This window comes from Bradyrhizobium mercantei, assembly GCF_001982635.1.
In the GTDB taxonomy this organism is placed as follows: domain Bacteria; phylum Pseudomonadota; class Alphaproteobacteria; order Rhizobiales; family Xanthobacteraceae; genus Bradyrhizobium; species Bradyrhizobium mercantei.
In genome coordinates this window covers 1-19665 of record NZ_MKFI01000016.1, presented here as the reverse complement: position 1 = coordinate 19665, position 19665 = coordinate 1, and the positions used below count along the sequence as shown (strand labels likewise).

The following is a 19665-nucleotide window of genomic DNA, read 5'->3' as shown; positions in this document are numbered from 1 at the left end:
TCAGAAGGCTGCTCGTATTGAGTTCAAGCTGCTGGAAGGCTTCGCGCCCCCCTCTCATCACTCATGAGAGGTTCTTTTTGTTCAAACGTTGCGGGAGCGGGGCCTTAACGCTCGGCCACACGGCTTCGATCGATTAGGTGCAGCACTCCCTAGTAGCTGCGAGGAAGGCCAAGCCGTTCGCCAATGAAATTGCGAACCATCTCGTTCGAAATTGGGCTGAACGGCCCCAGCCGTGCATCCCGAAAGAGACGCTCAAGCGGAGATTCCTCCACGAGGCCGAAGCCGCCGAGCACGCGCATACAACGATCAGTAGCCCGGATGGCGACTTCGCTTGCGGCGAGTTTCGCCATGGCCGCCTCCGAAGAGCATTCGCGGCCGTTCGCATGCAACCAGGCTGCTTTTGTCGTCAACAGCCGTATCTGTTCCAGCTCGATAGCGACATCGGCCAACGGATGCTGGACGGCTTGGTATGCGCCAATCGGCCGCCCAAATGCCATGCGGTCCTTCGCATACTGGACGGTCAGGTCCAATGCTGCTGCGGTGATACCCACATACAATGCCGCGCAGATGATCCGCTCGTCGTTCAGTGTGCGAAGGAGGGTATGAAATCCTCTGCCCAGCTCGCCAACCACTGCATCGGCTGGCGCCCTTGCGTCATCAAGAAACACCTCGCACGTACACCCGGCCCGCTGCCCCATAAGCTCGAGACGTCGAATCTTTACCGCTTCTTGGGGCACTGGAACGAGGATTAGTGATAATCCTCGCGACCGCTTACCTCCCTCGGGAGGCGCTGTTCGACACAGAACCAAGATCGCTTTAGCGTCGTCTGCCAGTGAAGTGTAGAGCTTTTGACCGCGCACAATCCATTCGTTACCCTCGAGCGAGGCGCGAGTCTTAAGGCCCATAATATCCGTACCGCCGCTGGGCTCCGTCATCCCGAAGCTCATCAGAAAGTCGCCCGTGACGAATTTTGGTAGGTATTCCGCCCGAATCTTCTCGTTCGCGGACTCGCTGAGCACGCGAACAGCCATTGAAGTGATTACCCAATAGTTTGCGAGCGATGGAAAGTGTCGAGCGATTTCCTCGCAGAGAATGGCGCTGGTCATCACGTCGCCGCCACTCCCTCCATATTCCGTCGGCACCGTGAAGCCCGGCCAACCAAGTTCTGCAAGTCGTTTCCACAGTGTCTGCGGGATCTTCCGAGACCGATCCATCTCCCGGATCTGATTCTCCGTGAGCTCGCGTTCGAAAAACTCACGCACGCTGTCGCGTAGCGCTTCATGGTCTGAATTGCTGTCGAAGTTCATTGCCGACCCCAAATAGGATGAGAGGCTGCGTACTGTCCCGTCTGAACCAAGCTCGCCGATGTGACTCGAAGGCCTCAAGCCTTTCGACGTCCGCCCTCCATTCCGTTTTCCGGAACATATTGTCGATATTTGAAACGATGGCTTTTTCGGATTAGAAAGTCAAGACGAGCAACTTCGTATGATGGAGCATCACGTGGGAAGTACGGTTTTCGACTCGGCTCTTTTCAGAGGCATGTTTGGTACTGAAGAAATGCGTGGCATTTTTTCTGACCAGGCGCTGGTCGACAGGTACATCGAGGTCGAAGTCGCGCTCGCCCGCGCGCAGGCTCGACTGAATGTCGTTCCGGCAGCGGCCGCAGAAGCTATTCAATCGGCTGCCAAAGATATTCGCATCGATTTCGACAAACTTCGCCACGAGACAGAGATTGTCGGTTATCCGATCCTGCCCCTCGTCCATCAGCTCGCTGTCGCTGCCGGCGAAGCAGGGCGTTACGTCCATTGGGGAGCTACAACGCAAGACATCATGGACACTGCGAATGTGTTGCAGATCCGCGCCGCGTTGCAAGTCGTTCTGCGGGATCTTGAGGAATTGCGCGACATCTTGGTTTCGATGGCTCGCAAGTACCGCGACACGCCTATGGCCGGGCGAACCCATCTGCAGCAGGCATTGCCGGTCACCTTTGGTTATAAGGCCGCGGTATGGCTCTCGTCGATAGATCGCCACATCGAGCGTGTGAAACAATCCCTTCCCCGTGTCCTCCTAGGCGAATTTTCCGGTGCGGCAGGAACGCTTGCATCAGTGGGACCCGGCGGCCTTGAGATGCAGAAACTGTTTTGCGAGGAACTGGGACTTCACCAAGCTCCCATAACTTGGCATGTCGCGCGGGACGGAATTGCAGAAACCGCATGTCTATTGGGCCTGATTACCGGCACTTTGGGCAAGGTCGCGACAGACGTCATGGTGATGTCGGCCACAGAATTCGGAGAGTTGTCAGAGCCCTTCGTTCCCGGACGAGGAGCCTCCTCCACGATGCCGCAGAAACGCAACCCGATCTCAAGCGAACTGATGCTGGCCGCAGCAAAATCTGTGCGCCAACACGTGGCCGCGATGCTCGACGGCATGATTCATGACTTCGAACGCGCGACCGGGCCCTGGCACCTCGAGTGGATTTCTCTACCGGAGAGTTTCTTGCTGACGGCCGCCTCTCTGGCCAGTGCGAAGTTTATGCTCGCTGGCCTTGTCGTTCATAAGCAGCGTATGCGGGACAATCTTGGCCTGACGTCAGGTCTCATTGTCGCAGAAGCTGTAATGATGGCTGCAGCCCCGTCGCTTGGACGCCAGAAGGCGCACGACATCGTATACGATGCCTGCAGATTCGCGATTGAAGGAAAAAGGCAGCTCGCAGACATTTTGGCAGGAGTGCCTGAAGTAGTCGAGGCGTTGGGCGGCAAGCAAAAGATCCTGCACTACTGCGATCCGGCAAACTACCTTGGGCTCTGTGGTCAGATGGTAGATCGCGCTATTGAGATCTCCGAACGCGATGGCCCTGCGACGGGTTAGTCTGCCAGCCAAGCATAACATTTTTGGTTGCATGGCGACCCGGCCTCGCGGCAGTTCCGTGTCTTGCGAGCGAAGGTGCGCCAAGGAAGCTCCTTCTCTTCAGTTCGCTGCTGAGGGTGACCGCGCATGGCGAGACGGTTCCTCGCATTAGCCCAGCTGCCATGGCTCAAAGCACAATTTCGTTTGAACCTGCTCTAATGGCGCCAGGACGTAGGGTGCTCACCGAAACGATTGCGGAAGAGCCAACCGCCTCGGCGCGCTAATGACATACTAGGTGATGGAATGCGCCCAGGAACTCGACGCGGCGTCATCATTCGATTGAAAAGAGGCAACGGAGATCAAACAACGAATAGCTGTACCGATCGTCTAAACTTCTAGACCTCGGGATTGCGGCTTCGACTGTGCCTGTGGAATCTCGAGAGTTGCGATGGGCAGGTCTGTGTCCGTCGTGCGGAACGGTTTTTCGACGTCCGCGTCGAATGGCCCCCTTTCAGGATAGTTACAAACCTACAGAGCCCCCGTACCATCGAGTTCGCCCCGTCAGCGTCGTTGCTCATCTATTTGACCTGGCGGTTCGCTCAAGTAGTAAAACAAATGGAGTGCCCCATTCAAGAGAAACCTTGGTCACCGACAACTCGGCATAGGCTGCTATCGACGGCGCGTGACCGATCTTCCGCTTGGGACGGATTGTAGACCTCCTGGTGATCGCTTGCCGCTTCCGCTGCGAGGCTGTCCTGTGGTGGCACCAAATCTTCACCGAGCGCTTCGCCGAAGGCGTCCTGGCTGCGTCGGCGCGACGCACGGCGAGACTGGACTCTATCGTCCACCACCTCGGCCTGGCGCTTGGCGGTCGACCAGCAGCAGGCTTCGCAAAGCGGCTGATGCTACCGGTGAGCAAAGACAGGCTGCTGCGTGTGGTCCCACGCCGCAGCCGCCCGCCGGCTGACCCGCTCAGGGTTATAGGCATCGATGATGGGCTTGGCGACGCAATCACCGATATGCCAGCATCATCTGCAATCTGGAACGCTGCTGCCGAATCGTGAGCCCGCGACCGCCCAAGCCTGGCTGGCTGCTCATCCCACGATCACGAACATTGCCCGTGACCGTGATGGGGGATGGCGAAGCTGCGGCAAAGGACCTGCCGCAGGCGGTACAGGTCGCGGGTCGGTGGCATCTAATGGAGAACGCCAGTCGGGCCTTCCTCGATGCCGTCCGCAAATCGATGCTTCAGATCCGCAGCGCGATCGGGGCAACGACAATCGAATCCAAACTGCTCACCGCGGCCGAGCGCCTCCAGTAGAGGGCTATCTGCGCCACGAAGAGACCAACGCAACTATCCTGGGCCTGTCGAAAAGGCGGAACGCCGATCAAGCAGATCGTGCGCGAGACCGGCCATAGCAAAAACCTGGTACGACATGATCCGTGGCGAACGCCACGATATCGTCCGGACCCGGAACTTGCTTGAAGGAGGACGCGCTGGATATTTCCGAGCCGGTCAGTTTAGTCGGTCACACGTGAGCGCGTAGCCGGCCGAAGGCCCAGCGAATAAAGCCAAAGGTTCTAGCCCTGACTGATGCGCCCGGAGCCCGCTCATCGCTGTCGTCCGCCCTCGCATCGCGGAATTTTTTTCCAGAGATGCGCAAGACCGACTTATGGAATTATGAAAACAGCGAGGTGGCGGATCATAGTGTCTCGGCCGTTCCCAAAATAGCGGTAGACTGGCTGGACAAGGTGCTGCCGTTGCCATGCGCCAGTGCCGTCATCGCGCCTATCACTTGACGATCGCCGCCCTCGCCCCGCAGTTGCCGCACGGCCTCGATCAGCGCAAAAATACCGTACATGCCAGGATGCGTGCACGACAGGCCGCCCCCATTGGTGTTGACTGGCAGCTTACCTCCTGGTGCAATCATTCCGCTCTCCACAAAGGGCCCGCCCTCGCCCTTCGGACAAAAGCCAAGGTCTTCCAGGAATAAAATGGTGTTGATCGTGAATGCGTCATAGAGTTCGAGCACGTCGATGTCGCTTGGCTTCATGCCTGCCATCGCAAATGCATCAGCGCCCGATTGCTTCGCCGACGTGGCGGTGAGGTCGCGCATCGACGATATCTGCCGATTCCACACGGCAGTCGCGTTGCCAAGCACATATACTGGTTTCTTCGGCAGCGACTTCGCTCGTTCAGCACTCACCAGTACGTATGCACCGCCGCCGTCCGTCACGAGGCAGCAATCACGTACGCTGAGCGGCTCCGACACCATTCGAGACTTCAAGACGTCTTCGCGTGTCAACGGGGCGCGCATAAAGGCATCCGGATTGAGACGGGCCCATGCCCGCGCGGCGACGGCGACGTCCGCCAACTGCTCGCGCGTAGTGCCGAACTCGTGCATGTGACGCGATGCGGCCAAGGCATACGCCGAAGCCGGCAGCATCGGTTCATACGGGTACTCATATGGCTGCGGATCGACGAAGCGGCGCAGTTGGCCCATTTCGCGGCGACCGACTGTGCTCGTGCGCTGAGCGCTGCCATAACAAACGAGAACCGCGCTGCACTGGCCCGAGCGGATCGCCTGCATCGCGGGCAGGAGGTGTGCGATGAAGCTCGAGCCACCGAGCATGGTGCCGTCGATGTAGCGGGGGTTCAGACCCAGATACTCAATGACCGGCAGCGGCCACATCGACGCACCTCCACTCGCGGTGCATAGGCCATCAATGTCGCTCATCCTCAGCCCGGCATCCTCGACGGCTGCGTGGGCCGACCGTGCGAGCAGCTCCATGTCGGTAAACCCGGGCGACAGCCCATTCCCGAAAGTAGCGACGCCCACGATTGCGGCACTGCCGCGCAAGCCCCTTAAGGTGCTCATAACGCACCTCCATCCACTGCATCAAACAAGACCAGCCCCTTGCCATCCTTGACTTGCACGCGTGCATTCACTCGCTGGCCTATACTCACTGCGCCGGGCGCAAGGTTGTCGATTCGGCCCATGAGGCGCACACCTTCGTCAAGGTCGACTAGAGATACGTTGATGTCTCCGCCCTCTGCGGGCTTGCGCCGGACGGTGGTTACCGCGTAGACGGTGCCACCACCTTTTGGTGAGATCCAGTCGAGCGATGTGCTGTCACAATGCGGACAGGCCTCGCGCGGGTAATACACGTGCTTGCCGCACCCAGTACAACGCTGGATCAGGAAGCGCCCGGTGTTGAGTTCGAGCTGGTGGAAGGCTTCGACGCCTTGCGATTCAGTCATGGAGTTCTTTCAGATCGGCTTTCTGTTGAAAACATGTCGACATGTTCTCCAGAAGGCGTTCGACTTTTATTAGTGCCGCCGAACGGCGCGTGACTCGTACATCCTCACTGCCTGCGAACTCTTGGCGATCATTCATTCCTCTCCTCATCATTGCGCTGCGCTGCTTCTTCCCTCTGACCGGCTTTCGGAACATCCGGCGGTCGTCACTCAAGCGTTCTCGCGAATGATGCTTCCAAGAACGGCGAGCCGATGTAGGTGATAGTCTGCGTCGCCGAACAGCGTGTCGATCATGGTGATGTGCTTGAAATAGTGCCCGATACGGTACTCCATCGTCATACCGACACCACCATGTAGCTGGATCGACTGAGTGCCGATCAGTCTAGCAGACTCGCCGATCTGGGCCTTCGCCGCTGAAATCGCCCGCTCACGTTCCATAGTCCCGTTTTCGCGGGCCATCATCGTGGCATACATGGCCATGGAGCACGACTGCTCCAGTTCGATAAACATGTCGACCGCCCGGTGTTGCAGAACCTGGAAGGAGCCAAGAGTGGCGCCAAACTGTTTGCGTGTCTTCAGGTAGTCAAGCGTGATCGTTTGCATTGCAGCGAAACAGCCAATCGCCTCCGCGCAAAGCGCTGCAATCGCCTCGTCCGCCACTCGTGCAATGACTGGATAGGCGTCTGCCGGATTGCCGATAACGTTGTCCGCCTTAACCCGCACATTATTTAGCGTCATCTCGGCTGCCCACAGGCCATCCTGGGTCGAATAACCGCGGCGCACGAGGCCCGGTACATTACCGTCCACTAAGAAGAGGGCGATTCCGTCTTTGTCACGCGATCTGCCCGCAGTACGCACCGACACGATGATCTTGTCGGCAACAGCGCCGTGCAGGACGAGACCTTTGGTGCCATTGAGGATCCAACCATCACCGTCCTTTCTCGCCTGCGTCTCAATGTCGAACAGGTCATAGCGGGACTGCGGTTCGGCATAAGCGAAAGCGAGCTTCATACGCCCGGCGGCGATCGCCGGGATCAGCTCGGTCTTTTGCGCTTCGCTTGCACCGTGCCGCAAAATACCGCCGGCAAGCACCACTGTCGCGAAGTAAGGTTCGAGGATCAGCGCCTTGCCGAACGCCTCCATGACAATCATAGCCTCGACTGCGCCGCCGCCGAAGCCACCATACTCCTCTGAAAACGGCAGCGCGAGAAGCCCGAGCTCGGCATAGCGAGCCCACATTGCCTCGCTGAAGCCCATGTGCTCGGAACGATACTTCCCGCGCTCGTCGAAGCCGTAGCTCTCGAGCATCAGCCGCTCGACGCTATCCTTCAGAAGCCGCTGTTCCTCAGAAAGATCAAAGTCCATGTTCCGGAATTCCCCTTGAAGAACCGAGCCGTGGCAGCGGCCCCAAATCTCGTACAAAATTAGGCACTTCGCGGCTTTATTAAATCCACGATCCAAAAGCGTTAGAGGCCGAGGACCACCTTGGCGATGATATTCTTCTGGATTTCGTCGGACCCGCCATAGATCGATACCTTGCGCATGTTGAAATATGCAGGCGCGATCGTCGCCGCCCAGTCGGGACCGATCGGTGGCTCATTGCGGCGTTCGAAATCCTCCTCCGATTGATAAGGCAGCGCATAAGGGCCGACGACGTTCATCAGAAGCTCCGAAGTCGCCTGTTGGATCTCTGCGCCCTTGATCTTGAGGATCGAGCTTGCCGGGTCTTGCGTGCCCTTCTGCCGTTTCGATTCGTTAGCGAGGACGCGAAGCTGAGTGATCTCGAGCGCCTTCAGGCGGACTTCAACTGCGGCGACCTTCTTTCGGAAATCAGCTTGATCGATCAACCGCTCGCCGCCGAAACGGACCCGGGAAGCGAGGTCCATGATGCGGCAAATGCGCTCCTTTGAAATCCCGACGCCGGCGATGTTGAAGCGTTCGTTGCCGAGCAGAAATTTAGCGTAATCCCAACCGCGATTCTCCTCACCGACGCGATTTTCGACCGGCACTCGGACGTCGTCGAAGAAGACCTCGTTAACTTCATACCCACCGTCAAGCGTCTGGATCGGACGCACAGTTATGCCGCACGACCTCATGTCGATCAGGAGGAACGAAATGCCCTGCTGCTTCTTCGCCGCTGGATCGGTCCTAACGAGGCAAAAGATCCAGTCGGCAAATTGGGCAAGGGTCGTCCAGGTTTTTTGTCCGTTGACGATGTAGTGGTCGCCGTCACGCACCGCGCGCGTCTTGACCGAAGCGAGGTCGGAACCCGCCCCTGGTTCGGAGAAGCCCTGGCACCACCAGTCCTCGAGTGTGAGGATGCGCGGAAGGAAGCGCTTCTTTTGGTCCTCGTTGCCGAAGGTGTAGATGACCGGTCCCACCATATTCACGCCGAACGGGAGCGGCGCGGGCGCAGGCGTTTGGCTCATCTCCTCAACATAGATATACTGTTTGACTGGACTCCACCCCGTACCGCCATACTCGGCCGGCCAGTGAGGCACACCCCACCCCTTCGCGGCAAGGATTCGCGTCCAACGCACCATATCGTCTTTGCTGGGATGTGCGCCGGCGAGAAGCTTCTCGCGAATATCAGCAGGAACTGCCGCGCGAAAGAATGCCCTGACCTCGTCGCGAAAGGCGAGCTCGTCTTCAGTGAACCCCAAATCCATCGTCCTTGCCTCTATGTTTCAGGATCGCCGCTCTTAAAGCTCTCCGGCGACGCGCATAAAGTCTTCCGGGAAGCCTGTCGACGCCGCACTGCTACTAAAGATCGCCTCTCCATCGACCTCGAGCTTGGCTAGACCCACGCCGGGACACTCGCGGCAATGGAGACGATCGTTAAGCTCCCACAGTGGTGATACGGTCGACCTCGTAGCGGCGAAGTTGGGCAGAGCGGCGAGCGGCTTTCCGTGCTGATCGGCAACCTTAACGTTTCTCAAGAGACAGGCGAATTCGTCTAGCACCTCGGTCAAGGCCCGATAACGTTCGACGGTCGTGGCCGCCCTGTCAATCACCGGCATGTAGAACTCAAGCTGGCATTCGGCCAACGATTTCCGTGATGGACGGTCGTTGATATGGTCAGAATAATCCGAGGCAGATAGAGAAAAGGTCGCCGTCAACAATTTGCTCGACGTCCAACTCACGATCCCGATGCGCGAGGAACCTGCGGGGCGGACCGTCTTAGGCCGCCCCCTTGCAATCCGCGCCAACGGAATTGGTTGAAATGCCCAGCTCATTCCCATTCCCTACAGCCCGAAGACGAAGCCGCCGTTGACTCCGTACGTCTGGCCGGTAACGTAGCTGCCGGCGTTAGAGGCTAGGAACAATACCATGCTCGCGACCTCGTCAGGACGGCCGAGACGACGAATTACATACTTCTGCAATGCCTTCTTGGCTCGCTCGGGATCAGCCTTCATGTTTTGTTCGACCGGCGGCGTCGCCATTCCCGCAAGCGCCACGCAATTGGCGGTGATGTCGTAGCGGCCGAGCGCACGCGCTGCCGCCCGCATGAAGCCAGCCGCTCCGGCCTTTGCGCCGGCGTATACTTCCAACCCTACGTCGCCGTAGCGGCCAGCCTCCGAGATGATCGTTATGATGCGGCCTGGAGCGCCGCGCGCAATCATGCCGGGCACGCACGCACTGGTGCAGTTAATCACGCCGTAAAAATTGACACCGATCGAACTGTTCCAGGCGTCCGGTCCGGTTTCCCAGAACGGCTTCTCAGCGTCGGCATGTGGCGTCGCACCAAAATTGCCTGCGTTGTTGACGAGGACGCCGATCTTGCCGAGCTTCTCCTCGGTCACTTTTACGGCCGCCTTCACGCTCTCTAGGTCTGTCACATCGGCCTGTATGGCCAACGCCTTTCCGCCGGCGGCACGAACTTCTTCCGCAACCTTTTCGGCGCGGTCGAGCACATAGTCATTCACCGCAACTCCGCCGGAATTGTGCCCAGCCAAGTGGAGTGCAATTTGCCGACCAACGCCCTGGCCAGCTCCAGTCACGAAGGCAATTCGGCCTCCCAAATCCAAGATGTCACTCATGCACGTACCCCGTTGCTTTTAGAGTCCAAGATTTGCTCATATGCGCTACTTCCTTTCCTTCCAGAGACGTATCAGCCGCAGCGCAGCCGTGACCTATGGCTTCTGCAGCACGTGCGCGTAACAGATGGGGCCGTTGCCAATCATGTGAGCCAATCCGACTCTCGCGCCCTTGTGCTGACGTGAACCGGCTTCGCTCCGAAGCTGCATCGTGATCTCACCGATCTGCCCGATGCCCGTCGGTCCGACCGGATGACCCATGGCGATCAGGCCACCGGAGGCACTGACGGCCATCTTTCCGCCTATCTCGAAGGCACCTTCCTTGAGCAGCTGAACCGCCTCGCCGGGCTTACAGAAGCCCGTCGCCTCAAGATACAGGAGCTCTTCGATAGTAAATGCGTCGTGTACTTCGAGTACGTCGACGTTCTGCGGTTTGAGCCCCGCTTGCTGTAGAGCGTCGGCCACAGTGTCTTGCGTGAGCGTCACGTCGGCAGGTCCAGCCAGCCCGGCGCGCTCACTGCAAGCAGCCGAAGCAGCAACGCGGATTGCGCGACCTGAATTGATGCCGAGCCGCTTGATGCCCTCCTCGGAAGCGATGATCGCAGCCGCCGCACCCTCGCCGACAGGGCAGCACTGTAACGGAGTCAGCGAGCCTGACAGCAGCTTGCCGCCGAGGATTTCATCGAGTGAGCGCTCCTGCTGGCGATGGGCATTGGGATTGAGCGCGCCATTGCGATGATTCTTAACTGCGACCAACGCCACATCCTGCGGCGTTACCCCATGTTCCTGCGTGTATTGATCCAACAACAACGCGTAATGGGTGAAAAACGCAATTGCATCATCGGCTAAACTAGAGATGCCGGTGCGAACATGACGCGCGGTATCTGGCTTATCAACGCCGACGGCCAAAGCAACATCCGCCACTCCGGCTGCCACCTCGATGCAGGCATGTCGGAACGCGGCCGAACCTGAGGCCGAGGCGTTTTCGACGTGCACCAGTGGTCGTCCGGAGGCTCCGAGATAGCGCAGCATCGGAAGCCCCGGTGCCATGCCGAGAAAGCCAGTTGCGACATACGATGTATCGACATCAGTCCACGCGATTCCGGCGTCCGCCAGAGACTGCCGGATGGCATGCAGCCCGAGCGCGACGTAAGGCGTCTCACTTGGACGTTGATATCGGTGCCAGCCGACGCCGACAACATAGACAGGACGCAAGTCCCGGAGCGACTTACCCATGATGATCTAGGACCTGCTTGGTAATCACGAAGCTGGTGTGAAGCGAAGATCGAGAATTGTGCGGGCACCGCTGCCGACTGGCACCAGCTTGCTCATCATCCTTTGTCTAGGCTTCAGAGCCCGTTCCTTGGCATCGACCAGGAGAGTGCGGATCGTCGGCCCATCATCGAGTTTGATTGTACCGACAGTGAAAGGAGCCTCGAGAGGTTTGACATCAGCCATTGCGGCCGCTGGAACGGGGTTGTGCATGTGCACCCTTGCAGACGCGATCAGACTTCCAGAGCCGCGAAGAGCGAGTGACTGCAAGCAATCGCCGCTTCGTCCACAAACCTCACAGCCGTAACCTTGCATCGGAAAGAAGACAAAGCCGCAGTGCGCGCACTTCCCTCCTTTGAGAGACGGACGTTCGGGGGCGGACGTGGTGCCCTTCAGGGCATAAAGATCAGGCTTGAGGAGTTCGGGCATGCTCTTCGACTTTCTCTCCTATTGGAATGCTCACTGATCGAGCCCATGAAGTGCGACTCTCGCCTGCAGGGCGCTTGCGACAATCTGATCGAAACAGCGACTTCAGCGCCAGCGCTTCTCGTCGCTATCGTAAGCGCCAGTGATCGGATCGGGAACGGCCATCAACTCCCGTTTGAGCACTTTGTCGCTTGAGGTTCTTGGTAGAGCCGGAATGAAAGCCACGTAGCGCGGCACCTTAAAGACAGCCAGGCGCGCACGAGCATGCTCCAGAATGCGCTGTACCAGCGCATCGTCTGCCGCCCCGCCCGCTCTCACCTCCACGTAGATCTTGACCTCCTCGCCTCGCATTTCGTCGGGCACAGGAACGGCAGCTACATCCGCTACCTCGGGAAGTTCGCGGATAATGGCCTCCACCTCACGTGCGGCGATGTTCTCGGCCGAGCGCCGGATCATGTCCTTCTTCCGTCCGACGATCCAATGGAAGCCGAGATCATCGCACCGGAATAAATCGCCGGTTTTGAACCATCCGCCTTCGAAACATTTGGCATTCGCTTCAGGATTGTTCCAATATCCTTTGAAGATCCCACGACCCCTTACCCACAGTTCGCCGACTTCGCCAACCGGCGTGGGACTACCATCGTCGTTGACCAGTCGCAGTTCGCGGAAAGGTGCGCGAATTCCCACAGAGCTAGAAGTGTCCATCTCGTCGATGTCGCTGGGGGTCCGAGTAGCCCATCCGATTTCGGTCATTCCGTAGACATGATAGCCAGGGACGCCAAGCTGCCTGCGGAACTGGCATATCGAATTAGCACTCCATCCAAGATTCTGCTGGACCTCCTTCAGACTTGTGGACGCGGCGGCAACGTTTCCCAATTGGCGGGCGATCTGCTCTGGGATGGCGCACCACTGAATATGGTAACTGGTAAGCCAATCATCGAAGCGGGTCGAACTGAGCTTCTGGGCCAAGTACAGCGTCCCGCCCCGTCGATATGATTTCAAAATCTGTCCTTGCCCCTCGGCATAAAAGACAGGCGCCCAACTAAGATACCTCTCGTATATCTCACGATCCAAGTAAGCGTTGGTGTACGAAGCAACGCTTAAGACTTCGTGGGTCAATATGCAGCCTTTCGGAAAGCCCGTCGTCCCCGAAGTGAATTGGATGATTACCGGATCGTCAGCGCCAACCTCTTCGTTCACAGGCGAATCGTCGACGCTCTCGAGTAAGGAATCGATGGTAACGATAGCTCCGCGGGAAGACATCTGTCCAACAACAAGCACTCGCTTATCGCCCAAATCTTTCGGCCACGGATCCATCGCGGAGAACACCGGCCATGCAGTTTCGTCCACGACAGCGAACCTAGCCTGTGTATCGCTGAGAACGTATTCGACCTCTCTAGGTGTGTAGCGCATGTTGATCGGGACCATTACCGCCCCAAGCTTTGCGACTGCGAACCATAGGATAACGAATTCAATTCGATTGGGCAGCATCACTCCGATGCGGTCGCCTTTTCGCACTCCGAATGCGCGAAGAGCATGGGCAAACCCATTGGATCGAGTATCCATCTCGGAGTAGGTCGCGCGTTCGCCACGTTCGAACACGTCGATAGCCGTTGTCGAACCATGTGTGCGTGCCCGCAGAGAAACCAGCTGTCCGACGGTGACGCTTTCATATTTGGCTTCCAGCGCCTCAATGCTGCGCAACGCATTCGCTACGCGGTACCTCAGCTGGTTTGGTGTCGAGCCGGACATAAATTAGACAACCTAGAGTTCAAGCCGAAGACAAACGGCGCCGTTTAGAAGGCAGTAGTCCCTCACCGGCCTTTCCACACTGGACTGCGCTTTTCAGCGAACGCTTTCAGCCCCTCGCGCGTGTCTTCAGCATCTAGGACTTTTCTGGCGATCGGCATCTGCTTTGCCCAGTCGTCCTCGTTGTCAAAAGACTGGAAGATGATCTCCTTGCTCGCGGCCAACGCGATCGGTCCGTTTACGAGCAATGACCCGGCCAGCTTGATGGCCTCATCAAGCGCCATTCCTGGCTCCACGAGACGGTTCACAAAGCCGAATCGTTCCAAATAGGGCGCGTCCTTGAATGCACCGGTGAGTGCAAGCTCCATAGCGAGGTGATATGGTATGCGGCGCGGTAACCTGAAAAGTCCGCCCCCAGTTGCCAAAACATTATGTCTGACCTCGGGTAGACCAAACTTCGCATTGCGCGCTGCCACAATTAGATCGCATGCTAGACACGTCTCAAAACCGCCGCCAACCGCGTAACCTTCGACCGCCGCGATTAGCGGTTTGCGCGGCGGGCGCTTGAGGATTCCGAAACCACCCCGGGCAAGCTGCGGAATCGGACCGTGCTTGGCCACCTCCTTCAGGTCCGCACCGGCAGAGAAATTGCCGCCCGCGCCAGTAATGACACCGACGAACAACTCGTCATCCCGGTCGAGGAGATCCATTGCGACTTCCATTGCCTTCGACGAATCGAAGTCGACGGCATTCCTGACCTCGGGGCGGTTAAATGCGACGATCAGTATTGGGCCGCGACGCTCGGTTAGGATCCGCTGGGACGCCTCGCTCACTCGCCTCTCCATTTTTTTGAACTCGAACTCGTCGTCATCGTTTGAAATTCGGTCTCAGGCCTACACGGCCTAACTTTGTCAGCCTCATCATCGTTGTGACCAGGCGATAAATCGTGCACGACGCCCTAGCGGACGGCGTCCTCGTGGTCGCTCAACCGGAAGCGGTGATTCACCGTCTGCAGACTAGATTCTGGAGCCCACGTCATGCCAATAGATGCCTAGCAATCACACGATACTTGAGCACCTCGGACGCGCCGTCATAGATTCGCGCCATACGCTGATTGTCGTACCAGTGCGCGAGTGGACTTTCGTACGTGCAGCCTGCGCCGCCGTGGATCTGGATTGCGCGGTCGATCACGCGGCCTACCATCTCACTGCCCGTCATCTTCATCACGCCTGCTCCGATACGCGTATCCTCGCCGCGATCGTGCTTCTCCGCACACGTGTACATCATAAGACGGTTCTGCTGTATTTCGATCCAAGAGTCGACGATCATTGCCTGAATCGACTGTTTCTCGCTAAGTGAGCTTCCGAATACTACGCGCTGTTTGGCATAATCCACCATCATTTCGTAGCAGCGCTGAGCTATACCTAGGGCGACTGCGGCAATTTCGAAACGCATTGGGTTTAGGGCATCTTGAGCATCCCTGAATCCGGCTCCCTCCGGGCCGATGCGCGCAATGTCGTCAACCCTGCAATCTTCGAACGTGAGCTGATGCGTCACGTGCCCAACGCCGAGCATCGCCACCGGGCGCGCGATGAGACCGGGGTTATCCCTCTCGACCGCGAACATCGAGATATTATTAGCAGCTTTCTCCTTGCTGGTGCGAGCAAAGACGAACACTCGGTCTGCATGATCGAAGTCCGTTATCCAGATCTTTGATCCATTGATGACCCAACCATCATCGTCCCGTTTCGCATGGGTCGAAAGGCTGCGAGCCGGATCAGAGCCACCGCCAGGTTCGGTCAACGCAAAGCAAATCGCCGTGGCGTCCGATAGGAATGGATCGAGATAGCGAGTCTTCTGCTCGTGCGTTGCGTAGAGAAGGTTGGGGATGACTTCACCGCCAAATCGAATCGGCGTTAAGCATTTGCGGTTTTCTTCAACGACAGCGAGTCGATCTACTAGCGAAAGGTTCGGCCCGCCGAATTCGGGGGGCAGCCGGAGCCCCCACAGCCCGGCCTTACGAGCCGCTTCACGCCCCTGTTGGTAGTCCGCTTGCGTCAACGTCTCGCCTCTGAGTACGCGCGCTTCGAGCGGCATTTGGTGATCTTTGACAATCCTCCGAACAAGATCTACTAGCGCGCGGGTTTCTTCTCTGAACTCGTACATGGCCTATCCCCTGGTATAGTTGCTTTTCGCGACTGTGCTCTCCTCGGGATCAGCCACAACAGTCGTCGGCGACAATGACGGTGGTTCCAACGGCCTCATCTTGCTCGGGGCTAGGATAGGACTGGGAGGAAGGCCATCTCGACCACTTTTCGTTTGGTTTTTGAACTAAACAATAGCTACGCGAGTTGGCTTTCGGATCGCCAATACCATTTCGCGAGAAATCGATACCAGATAAGCATTGTTGCTCCGTTATCTGGTACCTTAAACTTACAACGGCCGAGGATGACGCATGTTGGAATGCGGATTTGGATAATTCACGCGGGTCAGAGGGACGCAAAGGATATGGCCTTTAGCGTCATCGATTGCGTGGATTTTCGTGGTTCGCCCGCAGCGCGACCGGCCAATAAATCTGCTGGTGCTCCCCCTTTTTGCATCCGGCCGTGCCTTAACGTCGTGCTGTCGAGTGAGTATGCCCTCCAGCCTCTCGCAGAGCCGGGCGTGAGACGCTCGCCTCAACCGGCTCCCATCAGGCAAGCTTGTCGTCAACGCGTCGCCAGTGCACAAATAGTCTACGGTTCTCACGCGATCTTCTCCAGGAAGACGGGCGAGTTCTAAACGGTGATGGAAGCGCTTGTACTTTCGCTTTAACCAACTGGCCAAGGTAGTTCATATAGCGTACCAGCGGATACATTGCTGAGCGAGATTATCGCCCATAATAAGCAATCTCACTAACCATCGAGCTTCGCTCGCGGGGAATATTGTCCAGCGTCACCTCGGTTCGCTTGCGAAGTTTTAGGCCTCTGAACGTCGCCGGCATGGCGTTCAGCGCTTGTTTGCTGACCGCCGGGTTGAACCTGCAGAACATCTTAGGGTCGCCGCCCGTCGGGCTGCCTATCCGCCATAAGAACCATTGGCTGCCCGTCGCTAACTGAATTGCACCCATGACAATTCCGTCCGACGCGGTGTTGTAGCTCACCCATGGATCAGTGTTGCACCTGTGAGGCGGCATTCAAGGGGCTCGTACAGAAAACCTCGATCTGATCTGAGCTAAAGAAATCGTCCTACGGGCCGAGGACGACACGAATCACGTCGCCGGTCAGTTGAGCGACGGAACATGGCGCGATGCGTTGCTTCGAAGAACGGGGCGGCGCTACGAATTCTGGCTCGCCACCCACCATGCTGCAAATGCAATCGTCGCCAGCAATGAGACCTCGAGCGCGGCAATATGGGCGATGGCTAAATGAGGTCTAGCCTATCGGCGAGCAACATGATCCCTCTCATCCTTCGAAAGCGAGCGTCGTTTCCGGGCGACTAAGTTGACTTCTCGCGCGCAGTTCGTAAACCGAATTAACAGCTCGCGACATTTTCGCTTTATGAAAGAGAAGCCCCTTTCGTCCACTTGAATTCCGCTGGTGGTAAGATGCTTTCTCTGAAGCAAGGATTCTATTGGTCAATTGTCAGCTCTCGAACGGGTCACCACCTCAAACTACGCACTCTTCAATTTCCGAGCGGATCCACGAGCAGTTCTGGGCGTGATGCTCTCAACCGCGGTTGGAGAAAGATTCACCTGGCGTAAGCAGGAGAGCAATGACTCGTCCTTACGCAAGAAATGCTCTCGCCGCAAAGCCGCTTCCTGACGTTTGGAAACTAATCGTCACAGGTGTCGAGGGCGTTTCGGATCTGCACAACCGAACTTACGGCCATGACGTGTCTGCATGCTCTCGCTCACCGGGCAAGGCGCCTCGCGGCATCTATTATGCTGGAGCCAATTGTCAGCACTAGCGCCGAGCTTGTTGCAGGTGTCGAGCAGGAGCGGCTAGATCTCGCGATCGTTCCAGACATCTTTCACAGTCGGAATTTACACGTCGTCTCGTTGGGAGCTGTTCAATAGCTTGGATGTGCAAGGCTAGGGTATACCCCGATTGCGTGCTCAATGTCATTGAAGGAGATCACGTAGCACGCAATCATTAATCAGGCGAATGCACCTGGGCTGGGCGACGTCATTCGCGAGCACGGAGTCGAGATCGTTAGCACACTGCCGGGCAACAGCCCTCAGCAATTGCGGCTCTGACGATCGTCGGACGCGGCATCAGCTACCTGCCGCGCCGAATCTTGAGCCGGTAATTGCATCCGACCGCTTACGCGTGATTGACACTAAGCCATGTCCTCCACCGGTGCCGTATGTCGAAATTGTCAGGAAGGTGCGCAATGATGCGACGTGCGCTCAGGTTACGTCGTTGGTCGGCGAGACGACCGATCTCTGATCTGTCTGCGGGCTATTTAGTACTGGATTAGAGAAAAGCGGACGCCCCTGACCTTTTCTTTGGCCGTTGGTTGCGTAAAGGTAACTGATCCGATTGCACGGTCCAAAAGCATCTTATCAAACTTGATGCTCAAGTCGGCGCTTGTCCTTCGGGGAAGCGCGATGCCAAGCCGCCGTGACCGAGCGCCGACGGATGGCGCGCCGTACGCCAGGAAAAGGGCAAGTCGCTTCTCAAGGACACGCCTGGTTGCTGCGTCAGCGCGAAAGCATCTCGTGCTCCTCTGAGGTCCTAAAGCCGATCAACTACATGCTCAGACGCTGGGACGAGTTCGTCCCGCTTCCAACAATTGTGCTGAGACACGCATTGAGAGGCATCGCATTGGAAAGGCGCAACTGGAGCTTCGGCAACTAGCGGGGCGCCACCGTGCCGTCGTCATGCTGACGATGATCACAACAGCGGCTACACGATTGCGCCGATGACGCAGCTGTTGTAACTGCGACGTTTGCAGCCGGCATGCTTGCGCGCGTCGAGCGCTATGTCACGCTGGTTGCCGCACCTCGGAGCAGATGACCATCCGCTTCAAGTACGGCTTCCGAAGACGAGCTTCCCGCGTCGCGTCTGCACGGGCTTGCCGGCTTGGGAATGAATCTTCTACGCCAAAGCTGCCTGACCTTCACGCAACGCCATCATAGAGGAACCGTGCCCTCGCGCATGTCAATCAGGCGGCCTTCGTCGTATGCTTACGCTCAAAGAGCCTTTAGCCCAGTCCTGCTTCCCAACTTCCGCCGCGGCAGGCTCATTTTCAGACCGCGGCTGGTACTGCCACGAAGTGACAAGATTATCTGATGTCTGTCTGTTGCGAAACAAGATTGACCTTCAGGGCCTAGCAGTTCGGCGCAATCTTTTGGTTGTGCTCACGAGTGCCCGGGGGTGACGCCCTTGTACTGAACGCGAACACTAGGCTCACACGGCCTCGCCGGAAAAAGCCCCTGCATTCCGTGCACTTGGTTAGCTGTATCAGAACTCGCATCAATGCCTTTTTGGTATTTACAGATCCGAAATTGGTATTGGCTTCGCCGAAGCGGTCTCGCTCACGATACTGCTATCGGCATTGCCAAATCTGAAGGAGGAGATGCCTTGCGTGCGATAGCAAAGCTCTCGTTGCCCGTCTTCCTACTCACACTTTTGGTCTATGGATTTCCCACGTTTGCACAAGGGAACGATTCTCTTCTCGCTTCGATCCGCAAAGCCGGACAAGTGAAGGTGGCGCTGGCGTCGCTCCCCCCCTCCATGATCATATCTCCGGACGGGAAGGCGACAGGAGCTTCGGTTGATCTGCAGAACATAGTGCTCAGCGCCATGGGCCTGCCTTCGCTTACGCCGGCGCTCACGGAATGGACCGCCATGATCCCTGGATTGCAGAGCCGTCAATTCGACTACGTTGGGGCTGGCCTCAGTATTACTGAAGCCGCCTGCAAAGCAGTGGTGTTTTCGACGCCCACTTACGCAGCCCAGATCGGACTATATGTTCTCCCCGGAAATCCGAAGCATTTGAGAAGCGTCGCGGACATTGCGCATCGCCCCGATATCAAGTTAGCGGTGGTCCGAATTTCAGCACAGTACCCGTACGTGCTGAAGCAGGAAG

Annotated in this window: 16 protein-coding genes and 2 pseudogenes; 4 read left to right on the top strand and 14 right to left on the bottom strand. The window is 57.6% G+C overall.

What is annotated here, in order from left to right:
* Positions 1 to 149 precede the first annotated feature (149 nt).
* The gene (locus BI327_RS40030; protein ID WP_076867144.1) at positions 150 to 1307 is read right to left on the bottom strand and encodes an acyl-CoA dehydrogenase family protein; all 1158 of its coding nucleotides are present in this window, start codon (positions 1305 to 1307) and stop codon (positions 150 to 152) included.
* 178 nt (positions 1308 to 1485) lie between these two features.
* Between BI327_RS40030 and BI327_RS40025 the strand changes: the two genes are divergently transcribed.
* Together BI327_RS40025 and BI327_RS43895 are read left to right on the top strand one after the other, a co-directional pair.
* Positions 1486 to 2868 carry a class-II fumarase/aspartase family protein gene (locus BI327_RS40025; RefSeq protein ID WP_210191250.1) on the top strand — a complete coding sequence of 461 codons (1383 nt, stop codon included), beginning with the start codon at positions 1486 to 1488 and terminating at the stop codon, positions 2866 to 2868.
* 649 nt (positions 2869 to 3517) lie between these two features.
* Positions 3518 to 4322: pseudogene (locus tag BI327_RS43895) on the top strand (transposase); the annotation flags it as partial.
* Positions 4323 to 4550: 228 nt separating this feature from the next.
* Here BI327_RS43895 and BI327_RS40010 read toward each other — a convergent pair.
* From BI327_RS40010 to BI327_RS39955, 13 genes are all read right to left on the bottom strand, one after another.
* Positions 4551 to 5726 (bottom strand): thiolase, encoded by a 1176-nt coding sequence (locus tag BI327_RS40010; RefSeq protein ID WP_076867141.1) that lies wholly within the window; start codon positions 5724 to 5726, stop codon positions 4551 to 4553.
* Positions 5723 to 6109, bottom strand: a complete 387-nt coding sequence (locus BI327_RS40005) for a Zn-ribbon domain-containing OB-fold protein (protein WP_076867140.1) — start codon at positions 6107 to 6109, stop codon at positions 5723 to 5725. The genes BI327_RS40010 and BI327_RS40005 overlap by 4 nt, the downstream gene beginning before the upstream one ends.
* Positions 6102 to 6320, bottom strand: coding sequence for a hypothetical protein (locus BI327_RS42145; protein ID WP_143271793.1), 219 nt, complete (start codon positions 6318 to 6320; stop codon positions 6102 to 6104). Before BI327_RS42145 ends, BI327_RS40005 begins: the two co-directional genes overlap by 8 nt.
* The gene (locus tag BI327_RS40000; RefSeq protein WP_076867139.1) at positions 6317 to 7471 is read right to left on the bottom strand and encodes an acyl-CoA dehydrogenase family protein; all 1155 of its coding nucleotides are present in this window, start codon (positions 7469 to 7471) and stop codon (positions 6317 to 6319) included. Before BI327_RS40000 ends, BI327_RS42145 begins: the two co-directional genes overlap by 4 nt.
* A 101-nt stretch (positions 7472 to 7572) precedes the next feature.
* Positions 7573 to 8775 (bottom strand): pimeloyl-CoA dehydrogenase large subunit, encoded by a 1203-nt coding sequence (gene pimC, locus BI327_RS39995; RefSeq protein ID WP_076867138.1) that lies wholly within the window; start codon positions 8773 to 8775, stop codon positions 7573 to 7575.
* 33 nt (positions 8776 to 8808) lie between these two features.
* Entirely contained in the window at positions 8809 to 9342 is a 534-nt protein-coding gene (locus tag BI327_RS42140) for a hypothetical protein (RefSeq protein WP_143271792.1), read from the bottom strand.
* 9 nt (positions 9343 to 9351) lie between these two features.
* Positions 9352 to 10146, bottom strand: coding sequence for an SDR family NAD(P)-dependent oxidoreductase (locus BI327_RS39985; RefSeq protein ID WP_076867136.1), 795 nt, complete (start codon positions 10144 to 10146; stop codon positions 9352 to 9354).
* A 93-nt stretch (positions 10147 to 10239) separates the two neighbouring features.
* Positions 10240 to 11379: a thiolase family protein gene (locus BI327_RS39980; protein WP_076867135.1), complete on the bottom strand. Its 1140-nt coding sequence runs from the start codon at positions 11377 to 11379 to the stop codon at positions 10240 to 10242.
* 24 nt (positions 11380 to 11403) lie between these two features.
* Positions 11404 to 11844 (bottom strand): Zn-ribbon domain-containing OB-fold protein, encoded by a 441-nt coding sequence (locus BI327_RS42135; protein WP_076867134.1) that lies wholly within the window; start codon positions 11842 to 11844, stop codon positions 11404 to 11406.
* A gap of 102 nt (positions 11845 to 11946) precedes the next feature.
* A complete protein-coding gene (locus tag BI327_RS39970) occupies positions 11947 to 13593 on the bottom strand; it encodes a class I adenylate-forming enzyme family protein (protein WP_076867133.1) in 1647 nt (548 codons plus the stop codon).
* A 62-nt stretch (positions 13594 to 13655) separates the two neighbouring features.
* A complete protein-coding gene (locus tag BI327_RS39965; protein WP_210191249.1) occupies positions 13656 to 14423 on the bottom strand; it encodes a crotonase/enoyl-CoA hydratase family protein in 768 nt (255 codons plus the stop codon).
* 202 nt (positions 14424 to 14625) lie between these two features.
* On the bottom strand, positions 14626 to 15756 hold the full coding sequence (locus tag BI327_RS39960; RefSeq protein WP_076867131.1) for an acyl-CoA dehydrogenase family protein: 1131 nt from the start codon (positions 15754 to 15756) through the stop codon (positions 14626 to 14628).
* Positions 15757 to 16459: 703 nt separating this feature from the next.
* Positions 16460 to 16732, bottom strand: coding sequence for a hypothetical protein (locus BI327_RS39955; protein ID WP_143271791.1), 273 nt, complete (start codon positions 16730 to 16732; stop codon positions 16460 to 16462).
* A 1472-nt stretch (positions 16733 to 18204) separates the two neighbouring features.
* Between BI327_RS39955 and BI327_RS43440 the strand changes: the two are divergent.
* Positions 18205 to 18475: pseudogene (locus BI327_RS43440) on the top strand (IS66 family transposase); the annotation flags it as partial.
* 577 nt (positions 18476 to 19052) lie between these two features.
* Positions 19053 to 19665: transporter substrate-binding domain-containing protein (locus tag BI327_RS39945; RefSeq protein WP_143271789.1), on the top strand; the 613-nt coding region annotated here is incomplete at its 3' end.